We start from the raw sequence: 16,460 nt of genomic DNA, 5'->3' as shown, positions 1-16,460 counted from the left end.
CCATGCAAGATGACATGAGAAACGAGAATTGGCCTGCTGGAACGCTGAAATCCACCCAATTCGAATTGCGGGCCCTGTTCGATTTGCCACCCGTCTCGGAATTGCCGCCTGAGCGATAGAGACTGAGAGTTTTACCCCTGTGAGTCTTTCTGCATAAAAGCTTCACGACTCAGTTGACGCGGGCCTATCGATCCCATAAACCCCCGACTTCGCCGGGATGGCAGCGCTTTATAGAGCGAACGCTCCCTCGAAACAGACAATTTAATCCCACGCTACGCCCTGGCGCACTTCTGCGCCACGTTGGGGCTAACGTGTTTTGTGCGGACGGACCGAACGATGGAACGACAAAATATCCGGATCAGGCTCAAGGCCTTCGATCACCGCGCCCTCGACATGTCGGCGAAAGAGATTGTGAGCACGGCCAAGCGCACCGGCGCTGAGGTCAAAGGCCCGATCCCGCTGCCGACCCGTATCGAGCGCTTCACCGTGAACCGCTCGCCGCACATCGACAAGAAGTCGCGCGAGCAGTTTGAAATCCGGACCCATAAGCGGATCCTCGACATTGTAGACCCGACCCCGCAGACGGTGGACGCGCTGATGAAGCTCGACCTGTCGTCCGGCGTTGGCATTGAAATCAAACTTGAGGGAGGCCGCTAATGGCTCTGCCAGCACCCCGTTCCGGCGTGCTTGCCCGCAAGGTTGGCATGACACGCGTATTTGACGAGAGCGGCCGCCACGTGCCGGTCACCGTCCTGTCGCTTGATGGCTGCCAGGTTGTTGGCGTGCGCACTGAAGAAGAGCGCGCCGTGAAGACCAAGAAGGGTGGCGACGTCACCCGCACGGACGGCTACCAGGCTGTCATTCTCGGCATCGGCGAAAAGAAAGCCAAGCGCACGTCCAAGGCGCTGCGTGGCCAGTTCGCAAAAGCCGGCGTCGCACCGAAGCGCAAGCTGCGCGAATTTCGCGTCTCTGGCGACCTGCCGGAAGTTGGCGCTGAAGTCCTGGCTGACCATTTCGTTCCGGGTCAGAAAGTTGACATTGCCGGCATCACGATCGGTAAGGGTTTTGCCGGTGCGATGAAGCGCTGGAACTTTGGTGGTCTGCGCGCCACGCACGGTGTGTCCATCTCTCACCGTTCGCACGGTTCGACGGGTATGAACCAGGATCCGGGCCGCGTGTTCAAGAACAAGAAAATGGCCGGTCATTACGGCGTTGAGCGTGTCACCACCCAGAATATGGAAGTGGTACGCACCGACGTTGAGCGCGGCCTCATCCTGGTCAAGGGCGCTGTGCCTGGCCATGACGGCAGCTATGTTGAAGTCCGCGACGCGGTGAAGAAGCCTCTTCCGGCCGACGCACCAGCGGCTGGCTCCTTCAAGGCAGCGAGCGCGGCTGCCGCGCCAGCAGCTGAAGCAACTCAAGAGGGTGCTGAATAATGGAACTCGCAGTCAAAACCCTTGCCGGCAAAGCCGCTGGAAACATCACGGTTGATGATGCCATCTTCGGCATCGAAGACATCCGTGGTGACATCCTGCAGCGCACGGTTCGCTGGCAGCTGGCCAAGCGCCAGGCTGGTACGCACAAGACCCAGACCCGCGGCGAAGTCAGCCGCACCACGAAGAAGTATATCCGCCAGAAAGGTTCCGGCGGCGCGCGTCACGGTTCCCGGAATGCGCCGATCTTTGTTGGTGGTTCTGTTGCGCACGGACCAAAAGTTCGCAGCCACGCTCACGACCTGCCTAAAAAGGTCCGCAAGATGGCTCTGGCTCACGCCCTGTCTTCCAAGGTGAAGGCGGATGCGGTCATCGTGCTGGACGAGGCGATCCTGTCGGCTCCGAAAACGAAAGAGCTGGTCGGTCAGTTCGCAGGTCTCGGTATCGAGAACGCGCTGATCATCTCCGGCACGACCGTGGACGAGAATTTCGCCAAGGCAGCTCGCAACATTCCGAACGTCGACGTGCTGCCGGTTGCTGGCCTGAATGTCTATGACATCCTGCGCCGCAAGAAGCTCGTCATCACCAAGGAAGCGGCCGAAGGCATCAAGGCCCGTTTCGATGGCGCGAAGGAGGCTAAGTAATCATGGCCGACGTAAAAGAACATCACTACGACGTCATCCGTCGCCCACTGATCACCGAGAAATCGACTCTGGTGGCTGAAGACAACAAGATTGTCTTCGAAGTGGCGATCGACGCTGACAAGAAAGCGATCAAGGACGCTGTCGAGGCGCTCTTCAAGGTCGAAGTAACCAAGGTCAACACTCTGGTCCAAAAGGGCAAGACGAAGCGTTTTCGTGGCTATGAAGGTCGTCGCAACGACATGAAAAAAGCCATCGTGACGCTCGCCGAGGGTCAGTCCGTCGACATCACGACGGGCCTCTAGGGGAGAAGGACGAGAAACATGGCACTTAAGACTTTCAATCCAACCTCCCCAGGGCGTCGCCAGCTTGTGCTGGTGGACAAGTCCGACCTTCACAAGGGCAAGCCCGTCAAGGCGCTGACCGAAGGTCTGACCAAGAAGGGTGGACGCAACAATACGGGTCGTATCACGGCTCGCCGCATCGGTGGCGGCGCCAAGAAACTGTACCGCAAGGTCGACTTCAAGCGTAACCGCTGGGACATGCCGGCAACTGTTGAGCGTCTGGAATACGATCCGAACCGCACAGCCTTCATCGCACTGATCAAGTACGAAGACGGCCAGCTGTCCTACATCATCGCGCCACAGCGCCTTGAAGTCGGTGACACGGTGGTCACGTCCAAGACGGCTGACATCAAGCCGGGTAACACGCTTCCGCTGAAAAGCATTCCGGTCGGTACGATCATTCACAACATCGAGCTGAAGCCCCAGAAGGGCGCGCAGATGGTTCGCTCCGCTGGCACCTATGCCCAGCTGGTCGGTCGTGATGGTGGCTATGCCCAGATCAAGCTGACCTCCGGCGAACTTCGCATGGTGATGGACAGCTGCCTGGCAACGGTCGGCGCCGTGTCCAACCCGGACAACATGAACCAGGTTCTGTCCAAGGCAGGCCGCAAGCGTCACATGGGCAAGCGCCCGTCTGTCCGCGGTGTTGTCATGAACCCGGTCGACCACCCACACGGTGGTGGTGAAGGCAAGTCGTCCGGTGGACGTCACCCAGTGACGCCATGGGGCAAGAAAACACGCGGTCCCAAGACCCGTAAAAACAAGGCAACGGATCGTCTGATCATCCGTCGCCGTAACGCGAAACGCTAAGAGGAGCCGCAAGACATGCCACGTTCTGTCTGGAAAGGCCCGTTCGTAGACGGCTATCTGCTCAAGAAAGCAGAAGAAGCGCGCGCCTCTGAAAAGCGCGTTGTGATCAAGACCTGGTCGCGCCGTTCAACGATCCTGCCTAACTTTGTCGGCCTGAATTTCCAGGTCCACAATGGCAACAAATTCATCCCGGTTTCCGTCTCTGAGGAAATGGTCGGTCACAAGTTCGGCGAGTTCGCGCCAACGCGGTCCTACTATGGCCACGGTGCGGACAAGAAAGCGAAGAGGAAGTAGTCATGGCTAAAGCCAAGAATCCTCCGAAGCAGGCTTCGAATGAATCGCGCGCTGTTCTGCGCATGTACCGTTCAAGCCCGCAGAAGCTGAACCTTCTGGCTCAGCAGATCCGCGGCATGCCGGTCGAGCGTGCGCTGGCTCAGCTGCAGTTCTCGCCGAAGCGTCCTGCCCAGGATGTCCGCAAGCTGCTGCAGAGCGCCATCGCGAACGCCGAGAACAATCACGGCCTCGACATCGACAGCCTCGTCATTGCAGAAGCCCATGTCGGCAAGAACCTTGTGATGAAGCGTATTCGCGCCCGTGCTCGTGGCCGCGCTGCTCGCATCCAGAAGCCATTCTCGCAGATGACCATCATTCTGCGTGACACCTCAGTTGAAGCGGAGGCCGCATAATGGGTCAGAAAGTAAATCCGATCGGCCTGCGTCTGGGCATCAACCGGACGTCTGACAGCCGCTGGTATGCCGACACGGCCGACTTCGGTCGCCTGCTGCACGAAGACATCGCGATCCGCAAGGAAATCCGCAAGCGTCTGAAGCAAGCCGGCATCTCGAAGATCATCATCGAGCGTCCGCACAAGAAATGCCTCATCACGATTCACACGGCACGTCCGGGTCTCGTGATCGGCAAGAAGGGCGGCGACATCGAAGCCCTTCGCAAAGTTCTGTCGAAGATGACGACCGACGAAGTTCGCGTGAACCTGGTTGAAATCCGCAAGCCGGAAATCGATGCCACGCTGATCGCCGACGACATTGCTCGCCAGCTTGAGCGCCGTGCCTCGTTCCGTCGCACCATGAAGCGGGCCATCCAGTCCGCCATGCGTCTCGGCGCTGACGGTGTGAAGATCATGGTGTCCGGTCGTCTTGGCGGCGCAGAGATTGCGCGGACCGAGAAGTATGCAGAAGGCTCCGTGCCGCTGCACACGCTGCGCGCCGATATTGATTACGGCACTGCAGAAGCGGCCACCACTTACGGCATCATCGGCATCAAGGTCTGGGTCTACAAAGGCGAGATCATGGAGCACGACCCGATGGCTCAGGACAAGCGTCTGGAATCTTCCGGCCAGTCCCGTGCACGTGCCAATGCAAACCAGCGCGGACCGGCCACCGGCGCGCAAGCCTCCGGAGCGTAAGAGATGCGTCAACCGAAGCGAACCAAATTCCGTAAGGCCTTCAAGGGCCAGATCCGGGGCAATGCCAAGGGCGGTTCATCGCTGGCATTCGGCGAGTTTGGCCTGAAGGCTCTCGAGCCGGAACGGGTCACAGCGCGCCAGATCGAGGCAACCCGTCGGGCTGTCACGCGTCACATGAAGCGTCAGGGCAAAGTGTGGATCCGTGTATTCCCGGACCTGCCAGTGTCGGCAAAGCCGATTGAAGTCCGGATGGGTAAAGGTAAAGGCTCTGTCGACCGTTGGGTCGCCCGTGTCGCACCTGGCCGCATCCTGTTCGAAATCGACGGCGTGTCTGAGGATGTCGCACGCGAGGCCCTGCGCCTCGGCGCTGCGAAGCTTCCGATCAAGACGAAAGTCGTCAAGCGGATTGAGGGTATCTGATCATGAAAGCCCAAGATGTAAGAACGAAAAGCCTCGACCAGCTCAAGGATGAGCTCGTCAAGCTGAAGAAAGAGCAGTTCAACCTGCGTTTCCAGACGGCCACCGGCCAACTGGAGAAAACGGCCCGAGTGAAGGAGGTCCGCCGCGATATTGCACGCGTCAAGACGATCCTTCGCGAAAAAGCCGAAGCAGGTCAGGCGTAGGAGAGAGATCATGCCAAAGCGTATTATGGAAGGCGTCGTGGTCTCTGCCAAGCAGAACAAGACCGCAATCGTCCGTGTAGAGCGGACCTTCACACACTCTGTGATGAAGAAGATTGTTCGCCGCTCTAAGAAGTATCACGCCCATGACGAAGCCAATGCGGCTGTCGAGGGTCAAATCGTAACGATCCAGGAGTGCGTTCCGCATTCCAAACTGAAACGCTGGGAACTTGTGACCGGCGGGGAAGGTGACGCATGATCCAGATGCAATCAAACCTTCGCGTCGCCGACAATTCCGGCGCGCGCCGCGTTCAGTGCATCAAGGTGCTGGGTGGCGCAGGCCGCCGGTATGCATCGGTTGGTGACGTGATCGTGGTGTCCATCAAGGAAGCAATTCCTACGGGCCGCGTGAAGAAGGGTGACGTCCGCAAGGCTGTCGTCGTTCGCGTGGCAAAGGACATCAACCGCCCGGATGGCACGACCATTCGTTTCGACTCAAACGCTGCCGTTCTCATCAATACCAATGGTGAGCCAATCGGCACTCGTGTGTTTGGCCCGGTCCCGCGTGAACTGCGCGGCAAGAACCAGGTCAAGATCGCGAACATGGCCCCGGAGGTCTTGTAAGATGGCTGCTAAGATCAAAAAAGGCGACTCCGTTGTCGTGATCGCAGGCCGCGACAAAGGTACCAAAGGCGAAGTGCTGAAAGTGCTGGTCGACGAGGATCGCGTTGTTGTGCGCGGTGTGAACGTCGTCAAGAAGCACCAGAAGCCGAGCCAGATGGACCCCGGTGGTCTGAAGTCTTTCGAAGCACCGATCCACGTTTCCAACGTGGCTCATGCCGATCCGCGCGACGGAAAAGCAGTGCGTGTTGGTTTCAAAACTGATGAGCATGGCCGCAAGACGCGCTTTGCCAAACGCTCAGGGGAGTCCATCGATGTCTAAGGCATACGAACCCCGTCTCAAGACGAAGTACCGTGAAGAGATCCGGGCCAAGCTGCAGGAGCAGTTCAAGTATTCGAACCCGATGAAGGTTCCGAAACTGGACAAGGTCGTGATCAATATGGGTGTCGGCGAAGCTGTCTCCGACTCCAAGAAGATCAAGGCTGCCCTGGCCGAGCTCGAACTGATCGCAGGCCAAAAGCCTGTTGCCACCAAGGCACGCAAGTCGATCGCTGGCTTCAAGCTGCGCGAAGGCATGCTGATCGGTGCGAAAGTGACCCTGCGCCGTGAGCGCATGTACGAGTTCCTTGACCGGCTCACCAATATTGCGCTGCCGCGCGTGAAGGATTTCCGTGGACTGAACGGAAAGAGCTTCGACGGCATGGGCAATTACGCCATGGGCCTCAAAGAACACATCGTTTTCCCGGAGATCAATTACGATCAGGTGGAAGATATTCGCGGTATGGACATCATCGTCTGCACCACGGCTGAAACCAACGAAGAAGCCAAGGCACTCCTCGCCGAGTGTGGCTTCCCGTTCCGGAACTAGCGCCAGGAGATCTGCTGATATGGCAAAGAAGAGCGCAATCGAGAAGAACAAGAAGCGTCAGAAGCTTGTCGAAAAGTACGCTGCAAAGCGTGCCGAGCTGAAGGCCGTCGCCATGAATGAGGACCTTTCACTGGAAGAGCGCTTCAAGGCACGTCTCAAGCTTGCTGAACTTCCACGTAACTCGGCCCCAAACCGTGTGCGTAATCGCTGTGAAGTAACCGGGCGTCCGCGCGGCTACTATCGCAAACTCAAAATGTCGCGGATCGCGCTGCGTGAGCTTGGCTCAAACGGTCAGATCCCCGGTCTCGTGAAGTCCAGCTGGTAAGAGAGGAGGATATCAAAGATGAACATTTCTGATCCCCTCGGAGATATGCTGACACGCATCCGCAACGCTCAGATGCGCGGCATGTCTAAAGTCGTCACGCCGTCTTCGAAACTTCGTATTCGCGTCCTGGAGGTTCTCATCAATGAGGGCTTCATCCGCGGCTACACCGAAGTTGAAAAAGACGGTCACAAGAATATTGATATCGAGCTGAAGTACTATGAAGGTCAGCCAGTGATTTCGGAGATCAAACGTGTCTCCAAGCCAGGTCGCCGGGTGTATTCTTCTGTCTCCGACATTCCGCTGGTGCGCAATGGTCTGGGCATTTCGATCCTTTCGACTTCGAAAGGCGTTATGTCTGACAATTCTGCCCGCAGCGAGAATGTAGGCGGCGAAGTGCTCTGCCGCGTATTCTAGGAGAGCTATCATGTCACGTATTGGTAAACTCCCGATCGAAGTTCCGAATGGCACGACCGTTTCGGTCGAAGGTCAGACGATCAAGGCAAAAGGCTCCAAGGGTGAGCTTTCGCTGGTCCTGTCTGAGCTGATCACGCCAAAGCTCGAGAACAACGAGCTGACCGTTTCGCCGCGCGAAGATCTCGTGCAGGCTGCAAATGACCGTATCGAGGCTGAAAAGGCTCGGGGTCGTCGCCTGCCAACCTTCGCTGAAGCCCTTGATTCCAAGGCCCGTACGCAGTGGGGCACCGCTCGTGCCCGCGCCGCGAACATGGTCGAAGGCGTTTCGAATGGTTATTCGAAGACGCTGGAACTGGTTGGCGTTGGTTATCGTGCCCAAATGCAGGGTACCGATCTCAAGCTCGCACTCGGCTTCTCGCACGATGTGATCTTCAAGGCTCCGGACGGCATCAAGCTGGAAGCGCCGAAGCCAACCGAGATCATCGTCTCTGGTGCAGACAAACAGTCTGTTGGCCAGGTTGCTGCCGAACTCCGCGAATTCCGTCCGCCTGAGCCATACAAAGGCAAGGGTATCCGTTATCAGGGCGAATATGTCCGCCGCAAGGAAGGCAAGAAGAAGTAAGCCCATGAAAAGCTCACGCGATAAGATGCTGCGCCGCGCCCAGCGGGTTCGTACCAAGCTCCGCAAGGTTGCTGAGGGTCGTCCACGCCTGTCGGTTGCGCGCAGCCACAAGAATATCTCCGCCCAGATCATCGATGACGAAAAAGGCATTACGCTCGCTTCGGCTTCGACGCTGGAAAAGGATGTGCTCGGCTCGGCCAAGACCGGTGGTGACGCCGCTGCGGCTGCCCTCGTCGGCAAGACGCTCGCAGAGCGCGCGAAAGAAGCAGGCGTCGAAGACGTCGTCTTTGATCGTGGCGGTTACATGTTCCACGGCCGGGTGAAAGCCCTGGCAGACGCCGCCCGTGAGGGCGGTCTCAAATTCTAAGGAGAGGCCCTATGGCTGAAGAAAGAGGAAGAGGCCGCCGGAATCGCGATCGCGACGAGGAGCAGTCCGACATCGTCGACAAGCTGGTTGGTATCAACCGCGTCGCGAAGACGGTCAAAGGCGGTAAGAATTTCGGTTTTGCAGCCCTGGTTGTCGTTGGTGACCAGAAGGGCCGCGCAGGGTTCGGCAAGGGTAAAGCCCGCGAAGTGCCTGAAGCGATCCGCAAAGCCACAGAAGAAGCCAAGCGCAACATGGTTCGCGTGCCGCTTCGCGAAGGTCGCACTCTGCATCATGATGGCCGTGGCCGTCACGGCGCAGGCAAGGTTGTGCTGCGTGCAGCGCCTCCAGGTACCGGCGTGATCGCAGGTGGTCCGATGCGTGCTGTCATGGAAGTTCTGGGTGTTCAGGACGTGGTCGGCAAGTCGATCGGTTCCTCCAACCCTTACAACATGGTGCGTGCAACGTTTGATGCGCTTAAAGAGCAGAACAGCCCGCGGACCGTTGCGTCCAAGCGTGGCCTGAAGGTTCAGGATGTCGTCGGTCGCCGCAATGATGGCGCGTCCGAAGCCGGCATGGCTGACGCGACGAACTAGGGAAGGGCACGAAAATGGCTAAAAGCAAAGTCACTGTCCGCCAGGTTGGCAGCCCGATTGGCCGTCGTCCTGAGCAGCGCCAGACCCTGATGGGGCTGGGCCTGAACAAGGTCGGCCGCACCAAGGAACTCGAAGATACGCCGTCCGTGCGGGGCATGATCCGCAAGGTGGCTCACCTGGTTGAGGTGGTTGGCGAGTAATCGCCACCATTCGCAGCCGCACGATATCGAAAGATAGACCGATGAAACTGAACGAATTGTCTCCCGCTGAGGGCTCAACAAAGAACCGCCTGCGCGTTGGCCGCGGCGTCGGCTCTGGCAAGGGCAAGACGGCTGGTCGCGGTGTCAAAGGCCAAAAGGCTCGTTCCGGCGTTGCCGTGAATGGCTTTGAAGGCGGCCAGATGCCGATCTACATGCGTCTGCCAAAGCGCGGCTTTACGGCGCGTAACTCCAAGTCCCATGCCTGGGTGAACCTTGGCCGTCTCGGCAAGGCGATTGCCGCTGGCAAGCTGGATGCCAAGGATGTGACCGAAGAGTCGCTGGTGGCCGCTGGTCTGGTTCGCAATGTGCGCGATGGCGTGCGTCTGCTTGCCAAAGGTGACGCACCAAAGAATCTGAATATCACTGTGACAGGCGCCTCGAAGGCAGCTATTGAAGCTGTTGAGAAGGCTGGCGGTAAAGTCACCGTCACGGGGCCGGCTAAAGAGACTGCTGACGAATAATCGGCGGTTTTTACCGGTAACCCCTTCACAAATACTGTTTCGCCGCCGATTTAGGCGGCGAACGCTTTTTCAGGGAGGTCAAGCGGCCCATGGCGAATGCTGCCGAACAAATGGCTCGGAACATGAATTTCCGGAGCTTTGCAAAAGCCAAGGACCTGCAGAGCCGGATCCTGTTTACTCTCGGGATTTTGATCCTCTACCGGCTCGGGACGTTCATCCCGCTGCCGGGACTCGACCCGCAGCAATACGCCCAATTCTTCGAGAGCCAGTCCGATGGCTTGCTTGGCAACATGAACATGTTTGCCGGCGGCGCGGTGGAACGGATGGGTGTGTTCGCCCTGAACGTGATGCCTTACATCACGGCCTCGATCATCATCCAGATGCTGACCGCGACCTCTCCAACGCTTGAGAAGTTGAAGAAGGAAGGCGAGTCCGGTCGCAAGCAGATCAACCAGTATACGCGTTACCTCACACTGGGATTCGCGCTGGTCCAGTCCTTTGCAATTGCTGGCGGCCTTGCCGCTGTGCGCATTGAGGGCATCTCGTCCTGGTTCTTCATCCTAACCGGCGTTGTGACGCTGACCGGCGGCACGATGCTGCTGATGTGGATGGGTGAGCAGATCACGGCGCGCGGCATCGGCAACGGTATCTCGCTGATCATCTTCGCGGGCATTATCGCTGAAATGCCAAAGGCGATCTTCAACCTGATCTCGCAGGCGCGCACGACCTCTGTGAACGTGGCGTTTGTGGTGGCGATTGCGGCCATGGTGATCGCGCTGGTTGTCTTCATCGTCTTCATGGAGCGCTCGCAAAGGCGGCTGCTGATCCAGTATCCGAAGCGACAGCAGGCCCACGGTGTTGCCCAGGGCCAGAAGAGCTTCCTGCCGCTCAAGATCAACACGTCTGGTGTTATCCCGCCAATCTTCGCCTCTGCGCTGCTGATGCTGCCGCTGACGGCGGTGGGCTTCCTGGGTGGCAATCCGGCCGATGCCGAAGCCTCCGGCGCTGTGAGTGGCGTTCTGGGCTGGCTGGCGACGCATTTCGCGCCGGGCTCTTGGACCTACATCACGTCTTACGGGGCGATGGTGATCTTCTTTGCCTTCTTCTACACCTCCATCATGTTCAATCCGGAAGAGACGGCGGACAATCTGCGCAAGTATGGCGGATTTATTCCCGGTATCCGTCCTGGCTCGAACACGGCGGCCTATATCGACTATGTTTTGACCCGACTGACGACCATTGGGGCCCTGTACCTGATGTTCGTCTGTATCCTTCCCGAACTGCTGCGGCGATATTTCCCAGAGATACCTTTCTATATTGGCGGTACTTCTCTTCTGATCGTTGTATCTGTTACGATGGATACAGTGACACAGATTCAGTCGCATTTGATCGCGCACCAGTATGAGGGCATGATCAAGAAGTCGAAACTCGGGGGTCGTAAGAGATGAACCTAATTCTGTTCGGGCCGCCAGCGGCCGGAAAAGGCACGCAGGCGAAACGCCTGGTCGAAGAGCGGGGGTTCGTTCAACTCTCTACCGGTGACATGCTGCGCGCGGCGCGCGCGTCTGGCTCCGAGCTCGGCGAAAGAGTTGCCCAGATCATGGATGAAGGCAGCCTCGTTTCCGACGAGATCGTCATCGCCCTGATCGACGAGCAATTGGAAGTTCAGGCCGGCGCGCCGGGATTCATCTTTGATGGTTTCCCACGCACAGTCGGTCAGGCCGAAGCGCTGGATCGTCTACTCGAATCCCGCGGTGAAGCCGTCAATCGCGTGATCCGCATCCTTGTCGATGATGACAAGCTGCTGTCACGTGTCACCAAGCGGTTCGAAGAACAGGGCCGCAAGGATGACAATCCCGAGACGTTCTCGAAACGCCTCGAAAAATACTACGAAGATACAGCGCCTCTGGTGCCTATTTATGCCGAGCGTGGTATCCTCGTGGAAGTCGACGGAATGGGCTCAATCGAGGCGGTTGCAACCGCAATCGACGCGGCCCTGAAAGAGACGGCGTAAAGGTGGGATTCCGCGGTTGACGCGTTAATTTCCATCGTTATAAGCCTCGTTTCTTAGCTTTAGGCTTAATCGCCGGCGCGCAGGACGGATGTTTCCGCCTTGGCGCGCTCTTTATGTATGAACAGTCCGCTTAGGAGATCGGCCTTGGCCCGTATTGCAGGCGTTAACATCCCGACCAACAAGCGCGTGGAAATCGCGCTGCGGTACATTCATGGCATCGGCCCATCCATGGCCCGTGAGATCATCGAGAAGGTTGGCGTTGAGTCGACCCGTCGCGTGAACGAGCTGACGGATGCCGAAGTCATCAAGATTCGTGAAACGATCGATGCCGACTATCTCGTCGAAGGTGATCTTCGCCGCGATACGTCGATGAACATCAAGCGCCTGATGGATCTCGGTTCTTACCGTGGCCTGCGTCACCGCCGTAAACTGCCGGTTCGCGGTCAGCGTACGCACACCAACGCCCGTACCCGCAAGGGCCCGGCTAAGCCGATCGCCGGCAAGAAGAAATAGGATAGTCTTCAATGGCTCGTGAAACGACCCGCGTCCGCAAGAGAGAGCGCAAGAACATCACCTCTGGTGTTGTTCACGTGAACTCCAGCTTCAACAACACCATGGTCACCATCACGGATGCCCAGGGCAACACGATTTCGTGGTCGTCCTCCGGCATGATGGGCTTCAAGGGCTCGCGCAAGTCGACGCCTTACGCAGCCCAGATGGCGGCAGAAGATGCCGCAAAGAAGGCCATGGATCACGGTATGCAGACTGTTGAAGTCAGCGTGCGTGGACCAGGTTCGGGCCGCGAGAGCGCACTGCGCGCTCTTCAGGCTGCTGGCCTGACCGTTACGGCTATCACAGACACGACGCCAATTCCGCACAACGGATGCCGCCCACCAAAGCGCCGCCGCGTCTAGTTCGTATTTATTGGCGGCATAATTTCATGTCGCCTGACCCATTCTGAGGATCCGTCGCCCATGGCAGACATCGAACCCACCAACGTCAACGACCGTAACTGGAAAGTGCTGATCCGCCCGAACCGTCCTGTCGTCCAGGCCGGATACGATGCCAAGCGCAAAGCCAAGCTCGTCATTGAGCCGCTGGAGCGTGGCTATGGTACGACTCTCGGCAACGCGCTGCGTCGCGTGCTGCTGTCGTCCCTGCAAGGTGCTGCGATCATCGGCGTTCAGATCGACAATGTCGTTCACGAATTCTCTGCGATCCAGGGTGTTCGCGAAGACGTCACGACGATCGTGCTGAACCTGAAGCAGGTTGCGATCTTCATGGAGAGCGACACGCCAAAGCGCATGGTGCTGAAGGCGAAAGGTCCGGGCGAAGTCAAAGCCGGCCAGATCGAAACCTCCGGTGACACCAAGATCCTGAACCCGGATCTCGTGATCTGTACTCTGGATGATGGCGCTGAAGTGCGCATGGAATTCACCGTTGCGACCGGCAAGGGCTATGTCCCGGCCGAGGCGCACCGTCCGGAAGATGCCCCAATCGGTTATATTCCGATTGACGCGATTTACAGCCCGGTCCGCCGCGTTGGCTATCAGGTCGAAGACACCCGTGAGGGTACTGTTCTCGACTATGACAAACTGACCCTCGACATCGAGACAGACGGGTCTGTCACGCCGGAAGATTCCGTGGCCTATGCCGCGCGTATCCTGCAGGATCAGCTGCAACTGTTCATCAACTTCGAAGAACCGACCGTGGAAACGGGCGCACAGACAGAAGAAACCGATCTCGGCTTCAACCCTGTTCTGCTCAAGAAAGTCGACGAGCTTGAACTGTCCGTTCGCTCGGCAAACTGCCTGAAGAACGACAACATTGTTTACATTGGTGACCTCATCCAGAAGTCCGAAGCAGAGATGCTGCGCACGCCGAACTTCGGCCGCAAATCCCTGAACGAGATCAAGGAAGTCCTCGCCGGTCTTGGCCTGCACCTCGGCATGGAAGTGCCGGATTGGCCGCCGGAAGACATTGAAGGCCTCGCCAAGAAATACGACGACCACCTCTAGCCCACTGAGTAATCGGGGGCCTGACCACCTCCTTAAGGAACACGACAATGCGCCATCGCCTTGGATACCGTAAACTGAACAAGACGACATCGCACCGCAAGGCGATGTTCGCGAACATGGCTGCCAGCCTCATCGAGCATGAGCAGATCGTGACCACCCTTCCGAAGGCGAAGGAAATGGCTCCGCTCATGGACAAGCTGGTGACCCTCGCCAAGAAGGGCGACCTGAACGCACGCCGTCAGGCCCTTTCGAAGGTCCGTGACGAAGCGGCTGTCCGCAAGCTGTTCGACGTGATGGGCGAGCGCTACAAGGACCGTAATGGCGGCTATACCCGCGTTCTGAAAGCTGGCTTCCGCCATGGCGACAACGCACCTGTTGCCGTTCTGGAACTGGTCGACCGTGACGAGAGCGCCAAGGGTGCTGCGGATCGTGCACGTCACGAAGCCGAAATGGAGTCGATGGAAGGCTAGTCTTTCCTCGCTGTATTCGAATTGTTTCAGGAGCCCCGGACCGCTGGTCCGGGGTTTCTTGCATTTGGGCAAAGGGTTTCCGTGTGTACGACATGACAGACCGAGCGTTTTTCGGGCAATCTGCAACATTTACTGTTCAGGCCCGATAGGCGTAAGCCTGTAGTGAAAATGGGAGAAATACCGATGGGATTCAGCTTCAAGACACCGCCGCACATCCTGTTCGAACGGGGCAGTGCTGCCCAACTCGGCAAGCTGGTCAGTGATCGCATGAAACGCCCGGTCTTCGTGACGGACCAGGGCGTTATCGCAGCCGGCCTGGTGGAGGGCGCGCTGGAAAGCCTGCGCGATGCGGGTCTTGAAGTGTTTGTCTATGACAAGGTCGTTGCCGACCCTCCCGCTGCCACGATCCGCGATGCGGTCGCTGCGGCTCGCGAACATGGCGCCGATGGCGTGATCGGGCTGGGCGGAGGCTCGTCACTGGATACCGCAAAGCTGATTGCTGTGCTGATGGATTCCGGGCAATCGCTGGAAGACGTCTACGGCGTCGGCAATGTGAAAGGCTCGCGCCCACCGCTGGTGCTGTTACCAACGACAGCAGGGACCGGGTCAGAGGTCACCGCGATCTCCATCGTCACGTCAGATGACATGAAGAAGATCGGAGTCGTGTCAGACCAGTTGTTTGCTGATCTCGCCATTGTCGATCCGATGCTGACGCTGACCGCGCCGCGCGGTGTGACGGCGGCAACCGGGATCGATGCGATGGTTCATGCCATCGAATCCTATACGTCAAAGCTGTTGCGCAATCCGGTCTCGGGTGCACTGGCCAAGGAAGGCCTGCGCCTGCTGGCCGGGAATCTGTTGCGCGCATGTGAGCACCCGGATGATATCGAAGCGCGCGAGGCCATGTGCATCGGAGCAACGCTCGCCGGGCAGGCCTTCAGCAATGCGCCGGTCGCGGCCGTTCATGCGATGGCCTATCCGCTGGGCGCGCTGTTCCATGTTCCGCATGGTGTGTCGAATGCGCTGATGCTCTCGCCGGTCTTGCGGTTCAATGCGGTCGTCGCCGCCAAGGACTATGCGGATCTCGGTCCCGTCGTTGGCGTGGCCCAGGACGCGAGTGCCTTTATCGACCATATGGTGGAGCTGTGCGCGAAAAGCGGCACGCCCCTGAAGCTGACCGAGGTTGGCGTCAATCACAATGACTTGCCAAAAATGGCTGAGGATGCGGTCAAGAATGAGCGCCTGATGAAGAACAACCCCCGTCTTGTCACGTATGACGATGCGCTGGCGCTCTATGAAGAAGTGCTCTGAGATGGATTCGTGGGATCACTGACCCGGTTCCACGCCTACTTGCCGGGCGATTTATGTGGCTCTGTCAGAAGGTCGTCCGGATACCAGGGGGAATCAGTTGGCCGGGAATTATGAAAGGCTGACGAGGTCAGCGTGATATAGAGCTGGAGCAGTCGCGAGGCCTTGCGGGGGTGGCCGCTTGTCAACTCATCCCGGATACGCCACCGAAAACCGGTCGCGAGTTCGCCAATGAGTTCAGCGCCGTTACGGGACAGGCCAGCGACATCCCGCAAGCCCTGACCAATCACATGATCGTCCAGCAATTCCTGGATACCATATTTCGACTGGCTCCCTCGCCGGGCGATTGCACGTTCTGCCGGAGTCAGATCGATATCCATCAGGAGCGCCGCATTCGCGAAGTCCCGCATGGCATGATCCCACAATTTCTTGCGTGCCATGATGGCGCCTCGTTGAATCAGCGCCTGACGCTTACTGGGGGTGCCGACAACACTCTCGCCCCGCGGCAGGAATTCGTCGAGCGCCCAGGTCTCGTAGATGCGCTTGAAGATGATCTGGTCATGCTGGATCCAGCGACGCACGAGTTCCGAGGCTGGAAATCTGTTCGCGCCTGAGCCGCGATCCCCATCATGCTGGCGCTGGTGGAAGACGATGGCGGGGCAGGCGACGCTGGTGCTGATCCGCGCTGCGCGGAGAATATAGTCATAATCGACCGAGCGCTTGAGCCCGGTATCGAACGGGCCAGTCGCATCCAGCAGCGTCTTTTGGAACAGCATGCCAGACTGGTGTGTGAACATGTCTTCCATCGTGGCGATCAGGAAGTCACGCGGGTGACACTCCCGCCAAT

General features: G+C 58.4%; 28 protein-coding genes and 1 pseudogene. 28 read left to right on the top strand and 1 reads right to left on the bottom strand.

Features of this window, described 5'->3' with window-relative positions:
• Positions 1-336: 336 nt before the first annotated feature.
• From rpsJ to B4F73_RS04415, 28 genes are all read left to right on the top strand, one after another.
• Positions 337-657, top strand: a complete 321-nt coding sequence (rpsJ, locus tag B4F73_RS04550; RefSeq protein ID WP_027836784.1) for a 30S ribosomal protein S10 — start codon at positions 337-339, stop codon at positions 655-657.
• Positions 657-1,436 carry a 50S ribosomal protein L3 gene (rplC, locus tag B4F73_RS04545; RefSeq protein ID WP_206992492.1) on the top strand — a complete coding sequence of 260 codons (780 nt, stop codon included), beginning with the start codon at positions 657-659 and terminating at the stop codon, positions 1,434-1,436. Before rpsJ ends, rplC begins: the two co-directional genes overlap by 1 nt.
• Complete coding sequence (rplD, locus tag B4F73_RS04540) at positions 1,436-2,077, top strand: 50S ribosomal protein L4 (RefSeq protein WP_034814212.1); 642 nt, start codon at positions 1,436-1,438, stop codon at positions 2,075-2,077. Before rplC ends, rplD begins: the two co-directional genes overlap by 1 nt.
• A 2-nt stretch (positions 2,078-2,079) precedes the next feature.
• Entirely contained in the window at positions 2,080-2,379 is a 300-nt protein-coding gene (locus tag B4F73_RS04535) for a 50S ribosomal protein L23 (RefSeq protein WP_034814211.1), read from the top strand.
• A gap of 18 nt (positions 2,380-2,397) precedes the next feature.
• The gene (gene rplB, locus B4F73_RS04530) at positions 2,398-3,228 is read left to right on the top strand and encodes a 50S ribosomal protein L2 (RefSeq protein WP_034814210.1); all 831 of its coding nucleotides are present in this window, start codon (positions 2,398-2,400) and stop codon (positions 3,226-3,228) included.
• Positions 3,229-3,243: 15 nt separating this feature from the next.
• On the top strand, positions 3,244-3,522 hold the full coding sequence (gene rpsS, locus B4F73_RS04525) for a 30S ribosomal protein S19 (RefSeq protein ID WP_034814209.1): 279 nt from the start codon (positions 3,244-3,246) through the stop codon (positions 3,520-3,522).
• A 2-nt stretch (positions 3,523-3,524) separates the two neighbouring features.
• Positions 3,525-3,914: a 50S ribosomal protein L22 gene (gene rplV, locus B4F73_RS04520; protein WP_034814208.1), complete on the top strand. Its 390-nt coding sequence runs from the start codon at positions 3,525-3,527 to the stop codon at positions 3,912-3,914.
• Positions 3,914-4,651, top strand: coding sequence for a 30S ribosomal protein S3 (gene rpsC / locus B4F73_RS04515; protein WP_206992493.1), 738 nt, complete (start codon positions 3,914-3,916; stop codon positions 4,649-4,651). Before rplV ends, rpsC begins: the two co-directional genes overlap by 1 nt.
• Positions 4,652-4,654: 3 nt before the next feature.
• Positions 4,655-5,071: a 50S ribosomal protein L16 gene (rplP, locus tag B4F73_RS04510; RefSeq protein ID WP_034814206.1), complete on the top strand. Its 417-nt coding sequence runs from the start codon at positions 4,655-4,657 to the stop codon at positions 5,069-5,071.
• 2 nt (positions 5,072-5,073) lie between these two features.
• On the top strand, positions 5,074-5,274 hold the full coding sequence (gene rpmC / locus B4F73_RS04505; RefSeq protein ID WP_034814205.1) for a 50S ribosomal protein L29: 201 nt from the start codon (positions 5,074-5,076) through the stop codon (positions 5,272-5,274).
• A gap of 10 nt (positions 5,275-5,284) precedes the next feature.
• A complete protein-coding gene (gene rpsQ / locus B4F73_RS04500; RefSeq protein WP_034814204.1) occupies positions 5,285-5,530 on the top strand; it encodes a 30S ribosomal protein S17 in 246 nt (81 codons plus the stop codon).
• Entirely contained in the window at positions 5,527-5,895 is a 369-nt protein-coding gene (gene rplN / locus B4F73_RS04495; protein WP_034814203.1) for a 50S ribosomal protein L14, read from the top strand. Before rpsQ ends, rplN begins: the two co-directional genes overlap by 4 nt.
• A gap of 1 nt (position 5,896) precedes the next feature.
• Complete coding sequence (gene rplX, locus B4F73_RS04490; RefSeq protein ID WP_034814202.1) at positions 5,897-6,214, top strand: 50S ribosomal protein L24; 318 nt, start codon at positions 5,897-5,899, stop codon at positions 6,212-6,214.
• The gene (gene rplE / locus B4F73_RS04485) at positions 6,207-6,761 is read left to right on the top strand and encodes a 50S ribosomal protein L5 (RefSeq protein WP_034814200.1); all 555 of its coding nucleotides are present in this window, start codon (positions 6,207-6,209) and stop codon (positions 6,759-6,761) included. The genes rplX and rplE overlap by 8 nt, the downstream gene beginning before the upstream one ends.
• A gap of 19 nt (positions 6,762-6,780) precedes the next feature.
• Positions 6,781-7,086 carry a 30S ribosomal protein S14 gene (gene rpsN, locus B4F73_RS04480; RefSeq protein ID WP_034814198.1) on the top strand — a complete coding sequence of 102 codons (306 nt, stop codon included), beginning with the start codon at positions 6,781-6,783 and terminating at the stop codon, positions 7,084-7,086.
• 18 nt (positions 7,087-7,104) lie between these two features.
• Positions 7,105-7,500 (top strand): 30S ribosomal protein S8, encoded by a 396-nt coding sequence (gene rpsH / locus B4F73_RS04475; RefSeq protein WP_034814196.1) that lies wholly within the window; start codon positions 7,105-7,107, stop codon positions 7,498-7,500.
• 10 nt (positions 7,501-7,510) lie between these two features.
• Positions 7,511-8,122, top strand: coding sequence for a 50S ribosomal protein L6 (gene rplF, locus B4F73_RS04470; protein ID WP_034814190.1), 612 nt, complete (start codon positions 7,511-7,513; stop codon positions 8,120-8,122).
• A gap of 4 nt (positions 8,123-8,126) precedes the next feature.
• Positions 8,127-8,489, top strand: coding sequence for a 50S ribosomal protein L18 (gene rplR / locus B4F73_RS04465; RefSeq protein WP_206992494.1), 363 nt, complete (start codon positions 8,127-8,129; stop codon positions 8,487-8,489).
• An 11-nt stretch (positions 8,490-8,500) separates the two neighbouring features.
• Entirely contained in the window at positions 8,501-9,082 is a 582-nt protein-coding gene (gene rpsE, locus B4F73_RS04460; RefSeq protein ID WP_034814187.1) for a 30S ribosomal protein S5, read from the top strand.
• A gap of 14 nt (positions 9,083-9,096) precedes the next feature.
• The gene (gene rpmD / locus B4F73_RS04455) at positions 9,097-9,282 is read left to right on the top strand and encodes a 50S ribosomal protein L30 (RefSeq protein ID WP_034814186.1); all 186 of its coding nucleotides are present in this window, start codon (positions 9,097-9,099) and stop codon (positions 9,280-9,282) included.
• A 41-nt stretch (positions 9,283-9,323) separates the two neighbouring features.
• A complete protein-coding gene (gene rplO, locus B4F73_RS04450; RefSeq protein WP_034814184.1) occupies positions 9,324-9,803 on the top strand; it encodes a 50S ribosomal protein L15 in 480 nt (159 codons plus the stop codon).
• A gap of 89 nt (positions 9,804-9,892) precedes the next feature.
• On the top strand, positions 9,893-11,251 hold the full coding sequence (gene secY, locus B4F73_RS04445; protein ID WP_206992495.1) for a preprotein translocase subunit SecY: 1,359 nt from the start codon (positions 9,893-9,895) through the stop codon (positions 11,249-11,251).
• Positions 11,248-11,817, top strand: coding sequence for an adenylate kinase (locus B4F73_RS04440; protein WP_034814181.1), 570 nt, complete (start codon positions 11,248-11,250; stop codon positions 11,815-11,817). Before secY ends, B4F73_RS04440 begins: the two co-directional genes overlap by 4 nt.
• 144 nt (positions 11,818-11,961) lie before the next feature.
• Positions 11,962-12,330, top strand: coding sequence for a 30S ribosomal protein S13 (gene rpsM, locus B4F73_RS04435; protein ID WP_034814180.1), 369 nt, complete (start codon positions 11,962-11,964; stop codon positions 12,328-12,330).
• Positions 12,331-12,341: 11 nt separating this feature from the next.
• A complete protein-coding gene (gene rpsK, locus B4F73_RS04430; protein WP_034814179.1) occupies positions 12,342-12,731 on the top strand; it encodes a 30S ribosomal protein S11 in 390 nt (129 codons plus the stop codon).
• A 60-nt stretch (positions 12,732-12,791) separates the two neighbouring features.
• Complete coding sequence (locus tag B4F73_RS04425; protein ID WP_206992497.1) at positions 12,792-13,835, top strand: DNA-directed RNA polymerase subunit alpha; 1,044 nt, start codon at positions 12,792-12,794, stop codon at positions 13,833-13,835.
• A gap of 47 nt (positions 13,836-13,882) precedes the next feature.
• Complete coding sequence (gene rplQ, locus B4F73_RS04420) at positions 13,883-14,305, top strand: 50S ribosomal protein L17 (protein ID WP_034814177.1); 423 nt, start codon at positions 13,883-13,885, stop codon at positions 14,303-14,305.
• 183 nt (positions 14,306-14,488) lie between these two features.
• Entirely contained in the window at positions 14,489-15,616 is a 1,128-nt protein-coding gene (locus tag B4F73_RS04415) for an iron-containing alcohol dehydrogenase (RefSeq protein ID WP_156947868.1), read from the top strand.
• Between the two features lie 35 nt (positions 15,617-15,651).
• Here the strand turns inward: B4F73_RS04415 and B4F73_RS04410 are convergent.
• Positions 15,652-16,460: pseudogene (locus B4F73_RS04410) on the bottom strand (hypothetical protein); the annotation flags it as partial.

Source organism: Hyphomonas sp. UBA3601, assembly GCF_002375605.1.
Taxonomy (GTDB): Bacteria; Pseudomonadota; Alphaproteobacteria; order Caulobacterales; family Hyphomonadaceae; genus Hyphomonas.
Note: the sequence above shows the minus strand (reverse complement) of the source record. Positions and strands in the feature narration are given on the sequence as shown.